Below are 16,582 nucleotides of genomic sequence, written 5' to 3' on the forward strand. Positions count from 1 at the left end.
CAGGGAGATTTCCCTGATTCAGTTAAAAACGGGAAGGAGATATAGCATGAACCCTTATTTACAGGTGATCCTGTGGGCAGTAGGAATTGTTGTGTTGTTTATTGTCATGATGGCATGGAACAATTACAAGTGGAAAAAAGCTCAGAAAAACAGAATAAAAAGAATTTTCGGAAAAATTCCGGAAAGAGAATATTCCCCGGATGATCTGGAGCGTATTTCCCATTATTTCCGCAGAAAAGAAAACGGGGAATTTTATATTGATGATATTACCTGGAACGATCTGGATATGGATCGGATCTTTATACAGATCAATCAGACGTTTTCCTCACCTGGGGAAGATGTTCTCTATAATATGCTCCGAAGGCCTGTTTTTAACGAAGAAATTCTGGAAGAACGTGAGAAACTGATACATTTTTTTGATACCCACGAAAAAGAACGGACAGATCTTCAGCTGATTCTGGCCTCCATCGGGAAGACAAGGCTTGGCTCTCTGGCGGACACAGTGCTTGCCCTCAATGATGCACCTGTGATCAATATAAAAATCCATATTCTGATGCTGGTGGCGCTTCTTGTTAGTATTTTTGTGCTGCTTCCAATGTATCCGATGATGGGATTTCTGGTGTTCATGTGTCTGATGATCGCCAATATCGCAATCTATTATGCCAGTGCAGGGCAGCAGGTCATAGAAGCTTATATGGACTGCTTTAACCATCTTCTGAAAATGCTGGAAGCGGCAGATCAGATGCAGATCGTGAAATATCCTGAAGCCAAAAAACAGATGGAAGCGATCGCGGAAGGAAAAAAAGAATTCCGCCGTTTCCGGAAAAAAGCCTTTCTGATCACCGGCAAAAATGCAGATTCCGGAGATCCTTTTCAGCTGCTGATGAGTTATGTGCGGATGGTATTTCATGTGGACATTCTGGCATACAATTCCCTATTAAAAGAAATCAAAGACAAAGCAGATACGATCATGTTGCTGATCGATAATATCGGGGAACTGGACGCGCTGGTTTCCATAGCTTCTTTTCGCCGGACACTGTCACTTTGGAGCATACCCGTGTTTATGCCCTGGTCAGAGAAATCTGATATTGCGATCCAGATTAAAATAGAAGATCTCTACCATCCTCTGATCAGAAATCCGGTGGCAAACAGTATCACTGCAACAGGAGGCACCCTGGTTACCGGCTCCAATGCTTCCGGCAAATCCACATTTCTGAAAAATGTGGCGATCAACAGTATTCTTGCACAGACCATCCACACCTGTACAGCCACATCCTGTCAGACACCGTTTCTGAAAGTAATGACTTCCATGGCGCTGCGGGACGATATCAGCAGCGGAGAAAGTTATTTCATTGTAGAAATCCGGTCTCTGAAACGGATCCTGGATGAAAGCAGGAAAAAAGAACCTCTGCTCTGTGTGATCGATGAGGTTCTCCGGGGTACAAACACCATTGAGCGGATCGCGGCTTCCTCGCAGATATTAAATTCTCTTCGGGGAAACTGGATACTGCCTTTTGCGGCGACTCATGATATTGAACTTTCTTATATTCTGGATGAAATTTATACAAATTATCATTTTGAAGAGAAAGTCCGGGAACAGGAAGTGGTGTTCAATTATCTTCTTCAGCCAGGAAGAGCAACTACACGAAATGCCATCCGTCTTCTGGATATGCTGGGATATGATCAGGAGCTTGTGAAAAATGCCGGAAATGCGGCAGCTGAATTTGAACGCACCGGCATATGGGCAAAAATTTCTTGCGCCGAAAGAAAAGAGCAGGTATAATCAAGAGCAGCGTAACTGTAAAATATAAATTTTATATAAACACTTTTATTTAAACATTTAACTTGAAATCCAAGGAGAGTCAAATATGCAGGTAAAAATCTATACCGACGGCGCAGCCCGTGGAAACCCGGACGGACCAGGCGGCTACGGAGCAGTTCTTCAGTATATTGACACCAAAGGCCAGTTACATGAGCGTGAACTGTCCAGAGGCTACAAGAAAACTACAAACAACCGGATGGAGCTGATGGCAGCTATCGTAGCTCTGGAGGCACTGAACCGTCCCTGCCAGGTAGATCTGTATTCCGATTCCAAATATCTGGTAGATGCCTTCAATCAGCGCTGGATCGATTCCTGGCTGAAGAAAAACTGGAAACGTGGTAAGAATGAAAATGTGAAAAATGTAGATCTCTGGAAACGCCTTCTAAAAGCTAAAGAACAGCATCAGGTAAGCTTACACTGGGTTAAGGGGCATGCGGATAATCCGTTAAATGAGCGTTGTGACCAGCTTGCCACGTCTGCAGCAGACGGTGATGAGCTTTATGTAGATGAGGGATTAAACGGATAACTGTAATGAGAATTCCAACGGTTCCGGACGAAACGGGGCAGGGGTATTCTGTCACTTTAAGTTGTCAAAGCAATATCAAAATTTCTTGACAAACAAAAAAGCAGTTTGTATACTTCATATAGTATAGTAAAAGGCATAGAAGGGAAGAAGTAACTTAAGGAAAGCCCACAGAGAGCAGCCGGCAGGTGAGAGGCGCAGGGGTGGAACTTCTGTGAATACATCCCGGAGCTGCGTACCGAATCTGGATTTGATACTGTCAAAAATAAATTTATAATAATAACGTATTACAGATAGGCTGCGACGGAATAGCACCCGTTATTGTGCTGAAGTGGTTTTATATCGTATTATATTGGATATAAGAGGATATAGATTCACTTTATGAGGCAGGAAATGCGAGTTTTCTGTAAATTTAGGTGGTAACGCGGGACCCGGTTCTCGTCCTAAAGGGACAGGAACCGGGCATTTTTTATATGACTATACAGGAGGAAAGAACAATGACAGTTTGGGAAGAACTGAAAGCACGTGGCCTGATCGCGCAGGTTACAGACGAAGATGAGATCAAAGAGATGGTAAACAATGGTAAAGCCACATTCTATATCGGCTTTGACCCCACAGCAGACAGCCTTCACGTAGGTCACTTCATGGCTCTTTGCCTGATGAAGAGACTGCAGATGGCAGGCAACCGTCCGATCGCCCTTCTTGGCGGCGGAACAGGAATGATCGGTGACCCTTCCGGAAGAACCGATATGCGTCAGATGCTGACAAAAGAAACCATCCAGCACAATATTGACTGCTTTAAACAGCAGATGAGCCGTTTCATCGATTTCTCCGATGGAAAAGCTCTTATGGTAAACAATGCAGACTGGCTTATGAATCTTAACTATGTAGAGCTTCTCCGTGAGGTAGGCGCTCACTTTTCCGTAAACCGTATGCTGACAGCAGAGTGCTACAAACAGCGTATGGAGAGAGGATTAAGTTTCCTGGAATTCAACTACATGATCATGCAGAGCTATGACTTCTACATGCTGTACCAGAAATACGGCTGTAACATGCAGTTCGGTGGCGATGACCAGTGGAGCAACATGCTTGGCGGAACCGAGCTGATCCGCCGCAAACTTGGCAAGGATGCCTATGCCATGACTATCACACTGCTTCTCAACTCTGAAGGCAAAAAGATGGGCAAGACACAGTCCGGAGCTGTATGGCTTGATCCGAACAAGACATCCCCGTTTGATTTCTACCAGTACTGGAGAAATGTGGATGATGCAGACGTTATCAAATGTATGCGTCTTCTTACCTTCCTTCCGCTTGAAGAGATCGACGAGATGGCAAAATGGGAAGGCAGCGAGCTGAATAAGGCTAAAGAGATCCTTGCATACCAGCTGACAGAACTTGTACACGGCGAGGAAGAAGCTAAGAAAGCACAGGAAGGTGCCCGCGCACTGTTCTCAGGTGCAGACACTTCTCATATGCCAACAACCGAGCTTGCAGAAGAGGATTTTGACGAGGAAGGAAAGATCGATCTGATCACACTTCTTGTAAAAGCAGAACTGGTACCAAGCCGTTCCGAGGGACGCCGTGCGATCCAGCAGGGTGGTGTATCCATCGATGGTGATAAGATCACAGATATCTATCATACCGTTGAGAAAGATGTTTTTGCAGGAGACGGAATCGTTCTCAAGCGAGGCAAAAAGAAATTCAAAAAGATCTGTGTAAAATAATTTCCCATATCTGTGACATTTCCGGGATAAAGCTACGGCATTCCGGAAATGCTGACAGGTAGGGTTGACACAAGGAGGATAACAACATGAAAAAATACGGAGTGAACGAACTTCGTAAGATGTTCCTTGACTTTATGGAGAGCAAGGGCCATCTTGTAATGAAAAGCTTTTCCCTGGTTCCTCAGGGAGATAAGAGTCTTCTGCTGATCAATGCAGGTATGGCTCCGCTGAAACCATATTTTACAGGTGCTGAGAAGCCGCCAAGAACAAGAGTGACAACCTGCCAGAAATGTATCCGTACCGGAGATATCGAGAACGTAGGTAAAACCGCACGTCACGGTACTTTCTTTGAGATGCTTGGAAACTTCTCTTTTGGTGATTACTTTAAGAGAGAGGCCATCCACTGGTCCTGGGAGTTCCTTACAGAGGTGGTAGGCCTTGATGCGAACCGTCTCTATCCGTCCATTTATCTGGATGATGATGAAGCATTTGATATCTGGAACAAAGAAGTAGGGATTCCGTCTGAACGTATTTTCCGTTTCGGAAAAGAGGACAACTTCTGGGAGCACGGCGCAGGTCCATGCGGTCCATGTTCTGAGATCTACTATGACCGTGGTGAGAAATACGGCTGTGGAAAACCAGGATGTACCGTAGGTTGTGACTGCGACCGTTACATGGAAGTATGGAACAACGTTTTCACACAGTTCGAGAATGATGGAAACGGAAACTATACAACACTGAAACAGAAAAACATCGATACTGGTATGGGTCTTGAGCGACTTGCTGTCGTTGTTCAGGATGTAGATTCTATTTTTGATGTAGATACAATCTGTGCACTTCGTAATCTTGTATGTGAGATCGCACATAAAGAATATGAGAAAAATTATGCAGACGATGTTTCCATCCGTCTGATCACAGACCATATTCGTTCCGCAACATTTATGATTTCCGATGGAATCATGCCGACAAATGAGGGACGTGGATACGTTCTCCGCCGCCTGATCCGCCGTGCGGCACGTCACGGACGTCTTCTTGGCATCGAGGGAACTTTCCTTGCAAAATTAAGTGCACAGGTAATCGAGAGCTCCAAAGCCGGATATCCGGAACTTGAGGAGAAGAAAGAGTTCATCTTCCGTGTACTGACAAATGAGGAGAATCAGTTCAACAAAACTATCGATCAGGGACTTCGTATCCTTTCCGACATGGAAGAGGATATGAAAAAAGCAGGTGAAAAGACTCTTTCCGGTGACAACGCATTCAAGCTTTATGATACGTACGGATTCCCTCTTGACCTTACAAAAGAGATCCTTGAGGAAAAAGGCTACGGCATTGACGAGGAAGGCTTCCAGAAAGCAATGGAGGAACAGAGAGTCAAGGCACGTACTGCCCGTGAAGTAACCAACTATATGGGTGCAGACGCAACCGTATACGATGATATTGATGTAAACGTAACAACAGAATTCGTCGGCTACGATCATCTTACCTTTGATTCCAAGGTTACTGTCCTCACCACAGAGACAGAGATCGTGGATTCTCTCACAGAGGGACAGAAGGGTACCGTATTTGTAGAGCAGACTCCTTTCTATGCAACCATGGGTGGACAGGAAGGCGATACCGGTGTGATCGAGACTGCAAATGGTAAATTTGTTGTTGAGGACACTATCAAGCTTCGTGGCGGCAAGTTCGGCCATGTAGGACATATGGAATCAGGTATGATTTCCTCAGGTGAGACAGTATCCCTGAAGGTAAACGAAGAAGCAAGAAAAGATACCGAAAAAAACCACAGTGCAACACATCTTCTTCAGAAAGCACTGAAGACCGTTCTTGGTTCCCACGTAGAGCAGAAGGGTTCTCTGGTAACTCCGGACAGACTTCGTTTTGACTTTGCTCATTTTCAGGCTATGACAGCAGAAGAACTCCAGGCAACAGAAGAGCTTGTAAACAAAGAGATCCAGGCAGGGCTTGATGTTCATACAGATGTCATGGATGTGGAAGAAGCCAAGAAATCCGGAGCAATGGCTCTTTTTGGTGAGAAATATGATCAGAAGGTACGTGTAGTATCCATGGGAGACTTTTCCAAAGAGCTCTGTGGTGGTACTCATGTAAAGAATACAAGCTCCATCATGCTCTTTAAGATCGTGTCCGAATCCGGTATCGCAGCTGGTGTACGCCGTATCGAGGCACTTACCGGCAAAGCCGTAATCGAGTACTACAGAAAACAGGAAGAGCTTCTTCACGAGGCAGCAAAAGCATTAAAAGCAAACACAACGGAAGTTGTAGAGAAGATCGGCCATCTTCAGGCTGAGGTAAAGGCTCTTCAGAGTGAGAATGAATCTCTCAAGAGCAAAGCAGCGCAGAGTGCACTTGGCGATGTTATGGATAAAGTCGTTGAAGTAAACGGCGTGAAACTCCTTGCAGCCAAAGTTGATGGCGTTGACATGAACGGTCTCAGAGATCTCGGTGACAAGCTGAAAGAGCAGCTTGGCGAGGGCGTTGTCCTTCTTGCAGCAGTAAACGGCGGCAAGGTAAATCTCCTTGCAATGGCAACTGACGCAGCTCAGAAAGCAGGCGCTCATGCTGGAAATCTGATCAAAGCAGTAGCCGCAATCGTTGGCGGTGGCGGCGGCGGACGTCCGAACATGGCACAGGCCGGCGGAAAGAATCCGGAGAAGGCTCAGGAAGCTATGGACGCAGCAGCAGGAATCCTTGAGAAACAGCTCACAAAATAACAAAGTTGTGTGTGATTTACAATTTTGACATTTTTTTCATAAAAATCGAAAAAGATGTTGACGAAACCACATGTTATGCTATATAATAACACTCGTGCAAGAAAAATACCCAGACAGTTGTATTTTAGCACAATCTACAACTGGAGGGAGGTTAGGTGTGAGTCTATGTCAAACGTTATCGTAAAAGAGAACGAGACTTTAGATAGCGCTCTTCGCAGATTCAAGAGAAGCTGTGCTAAAGCGGGAATCCAGCAGGAAATCCGTAAGAGAGAGCATTACGAGAAGCCAAGCGTTCGTCGTAAGAAAAAATCTGAAGCCGCAAGAAAACGTAAATATAATTAATTGTGCGCAAAAATCCCTGGCTGTATGGTCAGGGATTTTTAATTAAAAAGAGACGCAAGACCGTTTGACAAAAGGAAAAAAGTATGAATTTGATTATCAAACTAATTATCAAACCATTGCGATCGCTCCTGAAGTTATTATTTAATCGAATTTTTTATGTAGCTCTGGCTCTGGTAGTACAGTTGTCATGGCTGTTGATCGCTCTTTTCCGGCTTATGGAGTATTCCAGATGGGTGATGATCGGAATGCAGGTTGTAGGATTTCTGGTCGTTCTGTGGATCGTAAACAAGAAGATCAATCCATCTTATAAGCTTGCCTGGACGATGCTGATCCTTATTTTTCCGGTATTTGGTGTTTCCCTGTACCTTCTGTTCGGTAAATCCAGGATCGGTACTGTAATGGAACAGCACTATCAGAATCTGATCGACGAGACCGCGGAATATCTGGAAGGATCGGAATGCACCAGAAAACATCTGAATGAAGATGACCGTTCCATGAGGATCCAGTCGGATTATATCTGGCAGTATTCCAGATATCCGGTCCATGAGAATACAACCGCAGAGTATTTTCAGGTAGGAGATGATATGTTTCCGGTTCTGGTGCATGAGCTGGAACAGGCGAAACATTATATTTTTATTGAATACTTCATTATCAATGACGGAGTAATGTGGCAGACAATCCTCAATATCCTGGAAAAAAAGGCAAAAGAAGGTGTGGATGTCCGCCTGATCTATGATGGTTTTGGCTGCCTTACCACATTGCCATACAAATATGATCAGGAAATGCGCCGGCGTGGGATCAAATGCGAAGTCTTTAACAAGTTCCGCCCGATCTTGAATATTATCCAGAATAACCGTGACCACCGTAAGATCTGTGTGATCGATGGCTGGACCGGTTTTACCGGCGGCATCAACCTGGCAGATGAATATATCAACCAGCGGAACCGTTTTGGCCACTGGAAAGATACTGCAGTTATGCTGAAGGGCGAAGGTGTCTGGAATATGACGGCCATGTTCCTGTATATGTGGGGAATTGTTACCAGAACGGATACTTCCTCTGATTTCGGAAATTATGTTCCACACAGATGGCATCCAGACGAGTTTACGGGCAGTGGTTATGTCCAGCCATTCTGTGATTCCCCTCTGGATGATGAGGTTGTAGGCGAAAATGTTTACCTTAATATTATCAACCGTGCCAAAAACTATGTTTATATCTGCACGCCATATCTGATCATTGATAATGAGATGATGACGGCGCTCTGCCTTGCGGCAAAAAGCGGTGTGGATGTCCGGATCATGACGCCTGGAATTCCGGACAAAAAAATGGTATTTCTTCTGACCCAGTCCTACTATAAACAGCTTCTTGAGGCAGGAGTAAAGATCTACGAATACCAGCCGGGATTTCTGCATGCCAAGTCGTTTGTCTGCGATGATAAGGTAGGTGTTGTGGGAACTATCAACCTGGACTACCGGAGTCTTTATCTGCATTTTGAAGACGGTGTCTGGATGTATAAGAACGATGTGATTCTGGACATCCGGGATGATTTTCTGGAAACACTGGAGTACTGTAATGCCATTGATCTGGAATTCTGCAAGAAGAGAAATATTATGGTACGTGCCATCCAGAATGTGCTGAGAGTTTTTGCGCCACTGTTATAAAAACTCTTTGACAGACAAGTGTAAATTCTGTATGATATACCAGACGGGAGTTAAGCGCTCCCGTCTGATATTGTCTAATGGAAAATATTTTATAAAGATACATAAGAAATTTTATTTATTGGAGGAATTGATTTGAGCCAGAATAAAGAAACAGAGATCCAGCTTCAGTACATTGAAAAATGTAAAGAACTTCTCGCAAAAAACAGTGCGAAACATCCCACCTTCCACATCCAGAATGAAGGATGTCAGATGAACTCCATCCAGACGGAATCCATTGCAGCCATCATGGAAAAAATGGGATATGAGATGGTAGATACCGAAGATGCCGACGCAGTTGTGTTTAACACCTGCACAGTCCGCGAGAATGCCAACCAGAAGATCTACGGACACCTGGGCCATTTAAAGAGTATCAAGCGTAACCATCCGGATATGAAGATCGTACTGTTCGGATGCATGATGCAGGAACATCACGTGGTAGAAAAGATCCGCAAGGATTATAAATATGTAAACCTTGTATTTGGAACCCATAATATCCATAAATTCCCGGAGCTTTTTTACCGGGCATTACAGACCGATGACCAGATCATTGATATCTGGAAAGAATCCGATGAGATCGTGGAGGGTATGCCAACTTCCCGTAAATATTCCTTCAAGACAGGCGTCAGCGTAATGTTTGGTTGCAATAACTTCTGCAGCTATTGCATTGTTCCTTATGTCCGTGGCCGTGAAAAGAGCCGTGAGCCTCAGGCCATTATTCGTGAGATCGAGGAGCTGGTTGCAGACGGCGTTACAGAGATCATGCTCCTTGGTCAGAACGTAAATTCCTACGGAAAAAATCTGGAGACACCTGTTACCTTTGCAGAACTTCTGAAAGAAGTGGAAAAGATCGAAGGACTGAAGCGTATCCGTTTTATGACTTCCCATCCGAAGGATCTGTCCGACGAACTGATCCAGACTATGGCAGAGAGCAAAAAAATCTGTCATCACCTGCATCTTCCACTGCAGTCCGGAAGCAGCAGAGTTTTAAAAGAAATGAACCGTCGTTACGACAAGGAGAAATATCTGGAACTGGTAGATAAAATCCGTAAGGCGATCCCGGATATCTCACTGACAACGGATATCATGGTCGGATTCCCGGGAGAGACAGAAGAAGACTTCCAGGAGACACTGGATGTGGTAAGAAAAGCGAATTATGATACGGCATTTACATTTATTTATTCCAAACGAAGCGGAACTCCGGCTGCCGGCATGGAAAATCAGGTGCCGGAAGACGTGGTAAAAGACCGTTTCGGCCGTCTTCTTGCCCTGGTACAGGAGAAAGGACGGGAGAATTCCTCACGTTTCCAGGGAACCATTCAGGAAATCCTGGTAGAAGACGAAAACCGTGAAAAAGGTACGCTCACAGGCCGTACCCAGCATAATCTCCTGGTACATTTCCCGGGAGAAAAAGATCTCATCGGCAAATATGTAAAAGTAAGCCTGGATACCTGCAAGGGATTCTATTATTTCGGACATATCGTGGAAGAGTAGAATTATAGACAAGTCCCCACCCACTGCTTATTGCTTTTCGCAACCCCGTTGGGGACTTACCTGATTCGGCTAATTATAAGTTTATATTGCCCGCTCATTGCCATTATCGGATGAGCGGGCTTTTTTATTATAAAAATACTGTTTCTATTGACAAATACCCCATGAGGGTATATATTATTCCATATATAGAGGATACCCCATGAGGGTATTTATAGGAAAGGAGAGACAGCCTATGTCTGAAAAGAAAGCCTGTCCCTGCTGCTGTGAAAAACACACTGCACGTTCAGAGGAGGAGAAAAAAAAGCTGATCAACCGTCTGAAACGTATTGAAGGCCAGATCAGGGGCATTATAGGAATGATGGAGAATGATGCCTACTGTAATGACATCCTGATCCAGTCTGCCGCGGTCAATGCCGCAGTGAATGCGTTTAATAAAGAGCTGCTTGCCAGCCACATCCGTACCTGCGTTGCCAGAGATATCCGGGAAGGTAAGGATGAGACCATCGATGAGCTGGTAACAACCCTCCAGAAGCTGATGAAATAAAGGGACATACTAGATTTTAGGAGGTACTGAAAGGAAATGGAACAATATAACGTAACCGGTATGAGCTGCGCTGCCTGCTCTACCCGTGTGGAAAAAGCCGTATCCAAGGTTCCGGGAGTGAGCAGCTGTTCAGTCAGCCTTCTGACCAACTCCATGGGAGTGGAAGGAACTGCTTCCCCAAGCGAGATCATTGCCGCTGTGGAAGCCGCTGGATATGGTGCATCCTTAAAAGGCGCTGCCGGAGAAAAAATCTCCATGTCTGCAGCAGAAGAAGCACTGGAAGATCATGAGACTCCGGTTTTAAAGAGACGTCTCATCGTATCTGTAGGATTTTTGCTGGTGCTGATGTATTTTTCCATGGGACATATGATGTGGGGATGGCCGCTGCCGAAATGGTTTGACGGCAATCATGTAGCCATGGGACTGGTACAGCTGCTCCTGGCCGGCATCATCATGGTGATCAACCAGAAATTCTTTATCAACGGATTTAAGAGCCTGTGGCACCGTTCTCCCAATATGGATACTCTGGTAGCCCTTGGCTCCATGGCATCTTTCCTGTGGAGTGTCTATGCACTGTTTGCCATGACAAGAGCACAGGTAGACGGAGACTCTGCCGCAGTTATGAATTACATGATGGACTTCTATTTTGAGTCCGCGGCCATGATCCTGACACTGATTACCGTAGGAAAAATGCTGGAAGCCCGTTCCAAAGGTAAGACTACCGATGCACTGAAAAGCCTTATGAAACTGGCACCAAAAACTGCGGTTGTAGTACGAAACGGGCAGGAACTTACCGTTCCCATCGAACAGGTTCAGAAAGGAGAAACTTTTGCTGTCCGCCCGGGAGAGAATATTCCGGTGGATGGAGTGATCCTGGAAGGAACTACTGCAGTCAATGAATCTGCGCTGACCGGAGAGAGTATTCCGGTGGACAAAGAAGCCGGAGATATGGTTTCCGCGGCAACTGTGAACCAGTCTGGATTTATCAAATGTGAAGCAACCAGAGTGGGAGAGGATACCACCCTTTCCCAGATTATCAAGATGGTCAGCGACGCGGCAGCCACCAAGGCACCGATTGCAAAGATCGCAGACCGTGTTTCCGGTGTGTTTGTACCGGCAGTGATCACCATTGCAGTGATTACAACCATTATCTGGCTTCTTACCGGGCATCCTTTTGGTTATGCACTGGCAAGAGGAATTTCCGTGCTGGTTATCAGCTGCCCCTGTGCACTTGGTCTTGCAACACCGGTTGCCATTATGGTCGGTAACGGTATGGGTGCCAAGAACGGCATTCTTTTCAAGACAGCCGTTTCTCTTGAGGAAGCCGGAAAAGTCCAGATCGTCGCACTGGATAAAACCGGAACCATTACAAGCGGCCAGCCGGAAGTAACCGATATTCTTCCGGCAGAGGGAGTCACAGAAACAGAACTTCTCACACTTGCCTGTGCACTGGAGAAAAAAAGCGAACATCCTCTGGCAAAAGCAGTTCTCAAAAAAGCAGAGGAAGAGAAACTTGTTGCAGGTGAAGTAACCGGATTCCAGGCACTTCCAGGAAACGGACTTTCCGCTGTACTTGGCAGTGACAAACTGACCGGCGGAAGTATGAAATTTATCAGCAGCCAGACAAAGGTTTCCGCAGACCTTGATAAGAGAGCAAAACAGCTTGCAGAGCAGGGAAAAACACCTCTTCTTTTCACCCGAAACGGAAAACTTCTGGGAATTATCGCTGTTGCGGATGTGATCAAGGAAGACAGTCCACGTGCGGTAAAAGAGCTTCAGAACATGGGAATCCGCGTAGTTATGCTTACCGGTGACAATGAGCGTACCGCAAGAGCCATCGGAGCCCAGGCAGGAGTTGACGATGTGATCGCAGGAGTCCTTCCGGATGGAAAAGAGAGTGTGATCCGTTCCTTAAAAGAACAGGGGAAAGTTGCCATGGTGGGTGACGGTATCAACGATGCACCGGCACTTACAAGAGCAGATATCGGAATTGCCATCGGCGCAGGAACAGACATTGCCATTGATGCGGCAGATGTTGTTCTGATGAAGAGCCAGTTAAGCGATGTTCCGGCGGCAGTACGTTTAAGCCGTGCCACACTTCGGAATATCTACGAGAATCTTTTCTGGGCATTTTTCTATAACGTAATTGGTATTCCGCTGGCAGCAGGTGTCTGGATCCCGATCTTTGGATGGACACTGAATCCGATGTTCGGAGCTGCAGCTATGAGTCTTTCCAGTTTCTGTGTTGTAACAAATGCGCTGCGACTGAATCTGTTTAAGATCCACAACACAGCCAGAGACAAAGCAATCAAAAATCCGGTAACATTAAACATCACTCATGATGAAAATAAAAAAGAAGAAAAGGAGAACAAAACAATGGTAAAAGTAACAGTCAATGTAGAAGGAATGATGTGCGGACACTGTGAGGCACACGTAAACAAAGCTATTCAGGCAGCTTTCGGAGCAGAGGATGTGGTATCTTCCCACGAGAACGGAACAACTGTATTTACAGTACCTGAGAAAGTTGACGAGGCAAAAGTGGAAGAGGTGATCAAAGAAGCCGGTTACGAGTTCAAGGGAATCACTCAGGAGTAATAAACAGAAAAAACATATACCAGTTAAATGATCTAAAAATTTAAACGGTTTACAAAAAGAAACAGTTCTGCATAAAAACAGGGCTGTTTCTTTTTTATATATGATCGTATAGAAAACGGTATCCCGAAATATAATAAACAGAGAAAACCTGTGTTGTCCGAAAATCTTCCCAGACCAGAAAGGGGGATATTTTTGAAAAAAGATACCAGAAAACTGATCACCTGCATTGCAGTGCCCCTGGCAACAGGAGCTGTCTCCGGATTTTTTACCAGAAACGGAATGAAAGTATTTGCAAAGTTAAATAAGCCGCCTTTATCGCCGCCGGGATGGCTGTTTCCGGTTGTGTGGACGATCCTTTTTATCATAATGGGGATTGCTTCGTTCCTGATCGCATCCAGGCCTAAAAGCAGAGACAGGGATAGGGCCCTTGCTTTATATGGGATCCAGCTTGCCGTGAATTTCCTGTGGCCGTTTTTCTTCTTTGGAGCAGGATGGTATGGCTTTGCATTTCTCTGGCTTATTTTTCTATGGGGACTTGTATATTGCTGTATCCGCACATTCGGGGAGTTTTCCCGGAACGCTGCATATCTGATGGTCCCGTATCTGGCATGGCTGACTTTTGCCGGTTACCTGAATCTGTTTATCGCACTTTGGAACTGATGGAACATTTGCTTCATGCAGAAAATGCTTTCTGCTTTTATAAATCCGGCTAATATCATTATAATTTATTCTGAAAAAGCAGGAATATCCGCTGAATTGATTGTTATTTTCAATTCTCTTATGCTATACTGATAGCGATTATGGATGTACGAACGATAACAGGAATCGTTAATACTATGGAAGTAGAGAGGAGCACATTATGAGCGGATTTTTTGGAGTAGCATCAAAAGACGACTGTGTACTGGAACTTTTTTACGGAGTGGATTATCATTCTCATCTGGGAACACGCCGCGGCGGTATGGCTGTTTACGGAGAGCATGGATTTGACCGTGCTATCCACAACATTGAGAACACACCTTTCCGCACAAAATTTGACGGAGATGTGGGTTCCATGAAGGGAAATATGGGAATCGGATGTATTTCTGACTATGAACCTCAGCCCCTTCTGTTCAGTTCCAGAATTGGAAGCTTTGCCCTTACTTTTGTGGGAAAGATCAATAATTATGATGAACTTCTGCAGCGGATGTACGATACGACCAAGGTACATTTTCAGGAGATGACCAACGGAACTGTCAATGTGACAGAACTGATCGCAGCTCTGATCTGTGAAAAGGATAATTTTGTGGAAGGTATCCAATATGTGCAGGGGCTGATCGACGGCTCTATGACACTGCTTCTTATGACAAAAGACGGAATTTATGCAGCCCGTGACAAGATGGGCAGAACTCCGGTGGAGATCGGTCACAAAGAAGGTTCCTACTGCCTTTCTTTTGAGAGCCATGCCTATATTAATCTGGGTTATGAAGACTATAAGGAACTGGGACCGGGAGAGATCGTTTTTGTTACTGCAGATGGAGTGAAAACTCTGGTAGAACCTGGAAAGAAAATGAAGATCTGTTCCTTCCTCTGGGTTTACTACGGATATCCGACAGCATCCTATGAAGGTGTAAATGTGGAAGAGATGCGTTACCGCTGTGGAAGCATGCTTGCAAAAAGAGACGGAGATTCCGTTCACCCGGATATTGTAGCAGGTGTTCCGGATTCCGGTATCGCTCATGCCATCGGATATGCCAATGAATCCGGCATTCCATATGCAAGACCATTCATTAAATATACCCCAACCTGGCCCAGATCTTTTATGCCAACCAATCAGAACCAGCGTAACCTCATCGCCAAAATGAAACTGATCCCGGTACGTGCGCTGATCAAGGACAAAAAACTTCTTCTCATCGACGATTCCATTGTACGTGGTACCCAGCTTCGCGAGACAACAGAATTTCTGTACCGCAGCGGTGCAAAAGAAGTTCATGTCCGTCCTGCCTGCCCGCCGATCATGTACGGATGTAAATACTTAAACTTCTCCCGCTCCAAATCCGAGATGGAGCTGATCGCACGTCAGGTCATCGAGAAGAGAGAGGGACCAAACTGTCCGCAGGAAGTACTGGACGAATACGCAGATCCACGTACAGAGAAATATGAGCAGATGGTGCAGGATATCTGCAAGATGCAGAATTTTACGACTCTTCGTTATCACAGACTGGATGATCTTCTGGAATCCATAGGTATTGATCCGTGTAATGTATGTACATACTGCTTTAACGGAAAAGAATGATAAATGTATAAAAAAGGCTTTCCTGTCAGAGCAGGTCTGACAGGAAAGCCTTTTTACTTTCTGGATATCCGTTTGATTTAATAGTATACGGTATACATACGGTAAATTTTGTGAGGTAACAGATATCTTTTTCCGTTATAAGTTTTGTACGGCACGATATAAAAATAAGTACTTCCTGAGGAAGAAGATCTATGTATTGTTACAGAAGTCCTGTTGGCAGCTAAGGTTGCTGTACGTCTGTAGCCAGAATTAGGACTGGTAGATTTATAAACATAATATCCACTGATTCCATAAAGTCTGGACCATTTAACGGTTAAAGCTGATGCTGTGCTTTTTACTGTTTTTAAATCTCTTGGTGTACATACAAATGCATCTGAATCAGTACTGTATATTCTCTGTCCGTTTACCCATCTGTAACTCCATACAGATACAAGATAAGCAGTATTGGCATTCTTTTTTGTGGAATAATTGACGTTGTACTTTCCAAAAAATTTGGATGCTGACTTTTTCGTATTACAGTTGTAGATTCGCAGTTTGTATCCATCTGCATTGCTTACAGTTTTCCAGCTGAGATACATACGTCCGGTACTGGTCACCTCTGCATTCTTTATGGTTGGAATTGCCGGGCGTGCGGCTGCGGAAACCGGGATCGCAGATGAAATAAGCATCATAACTGCCAGCATGCAGACCAAGAGTTTCTTGAATTTTTTCATTATTCATACCTCCTTCATAATTATAAGAAAATTATAAAATAGTAACGAATTTCTGTCAACATTTCTTTATAAGATTGGTCATTTTAATTCTAATTTATTTTCACAAAAAGTTATAACAGCATTCATTTTG

The 16,582-nt window shown here is 44.7% G+C and carries 12 protein-coding genes; 11 read left to right on the forward strand and 1 reads right to left on the reverse strand.

The genetic code is table 11. The features are described 5' to 3' along the window. The first annotated feature begins 46 nt into the window (after window positions 1–46). From KQI39_RS01515 to KQI39_RS01565, 11 genes are all read left to right on the forward strand, one after another. A complete protein-coding gene (locus tag KQI39_RS01515; RefSeq protein WP_216415917.1) occupies window positions 47–1,783 on the forward strand; it encodes a MutS-related protein in 1,737 nt (578 codons plus the stop codon). An 85-nt stretch (window positions 1,784–1,868) separates the two neighbouring features. Then, complete coding sequence (gene rnhA, locus KQI39_RS01520; protein ID WP_216415919.1) at window positions 1,869–2,348, forward strand: ribonuclease HI; 480 nt, start codon at window positions 1,869–1,871, stop codon at window positions 2,346–2,348. Between the two features lie 494 nt (window positions 2,349–2,842). Further along, entirely contained in the window at window positions 2,843–4,069 is a 1,227-nt protein-coding gene (tyrS, locus tag KQI39_RS01525) for a tyrosine--tRNA ligase (protein WP_216415921.1), read from the forward strand. A gap of 86 nt (window positions 4,070–4,155) precedes the next feature. Then, on the forward strand, window positions 4,156–6,798 hold the full coding sequence (gene alaS / locus KQI39_RS01530; protein ID WP_216415923.1) for an alanine--tRNA ligase: 2,643 nt from the start codon (window positions 4,156–4,158) through the stop codon (window positions 6,796–6,798). Window positions 6,799–6,963: 165 nt separating this feature from the next. Further along, a complete protein-coding gene (rpsU, locus tag KQI39_RS01535; RefSeq protein WP_004222305.1) occupies window positions 6,964–7,140 on the forward strand; it encodes a 30S ribosomal protein S21 in 177 nt (58 codons plus the stop codon). Window positions 7,141–7,223: 83 nt separating this feature from the next. Then, window positions 7,224–8,798: a cardiolipin synthase gene (gene cls, locus KQI39_RS01540; protein WP_216415925.1), complete on the forward strand. Its 1,575-nt coding sequence runs from the start codon at window positions 7,224–7,226 to the stop codon at window positions 8,796–8,798. Between the two features lie 132 nt (window positions 8,799–8,930). After that, window positions 8,931–10,328, forward strand: a complete 1,398-nt coding sequence (miaB, locus tag KQI39_RS01545) for a tRNA (N6-isopentenyl adenosine(37)-C2)-methylthiotransferase MiaB (RefSeq protein WP_148447833.1) — start codon at window positions 8,931–8,933, stop codon at window positions 10,326–10,328. A gap of 232 nt (window positions 10,329–10,560) precedes the next feature. Then, entirely contained in the window at window positions 10,561–10,872 is a 312-nt protein-coding gene (locus KQI39_RS01550; protein ID WP_148447831.1) for a metal-sensing transcriptional repressor, read from the forward strand. Window positions 10,873–10,908: 36 nt separating this feature from the next. Beyond that, on the forward strand, window positions 10,909–13,467 hold the full coding sequence (locus tag KQI39_RS01555) for a heavy metal translocating P-type ATPase (RefSeq protein ID WP_216415927.1): 2,559 nt from the start codon (window positions 10,909–10,911) through the stop codon (window positions 13,465–13,467). A gap of 192 nt (window positions 13,468–13,659) precedes the next feature. After that, window positions 13,660–14,127 (forward strand): TspO/MBR family protein, encoded by a 468-nt coding sequence (locus KQI39_RS01560; protein WP_174095610.1) that lies wholly within the window; start codon window positions 13,660–13,662, stop codon window positions 14,125–14,127. A gap of 199 nt (window positions 14,128–14,326) precedes the next feature. Further along, window positions 14,327–15,739, forward strand: coding sequence for an amidophosphoribosyltransferase (locus KQI39_RS01565; protein WP_148447825.1), 1,413 nt, complete (start codon window positions 14,327–14,329; stop codon window positions 15,737–15,739). Window positions 15,740–15,816: 77 nt separating this feature from the next. Here the strand turns inward: KQI39_RS01565 and KQI39_RS01570 are convergent, their stop codons facing one another. Continuing rightward, window positions 15,817–16,452 (reverse strand): hypothetical protein, encoded by a 636-nt coding sequence (locus KQI39_RS01570; protein WP_216415929.1) that lies wholly within the window; start codon window positions 16,450–16,452, stop codon window positions 15,817–15,819. Between the last annotated feature and the right edge of the window lie 130 nt (window positions 16,453–16,582).

Origin of the sequence: Blautia sp. MSJ-36, assembly GCF_018917985.1 — a bacterium.
Taxonomy (GTDB): Bacteria; Bacillota; Clostridia; order Lachnospirales; family Lachnospiraceae; genus Blautia_A.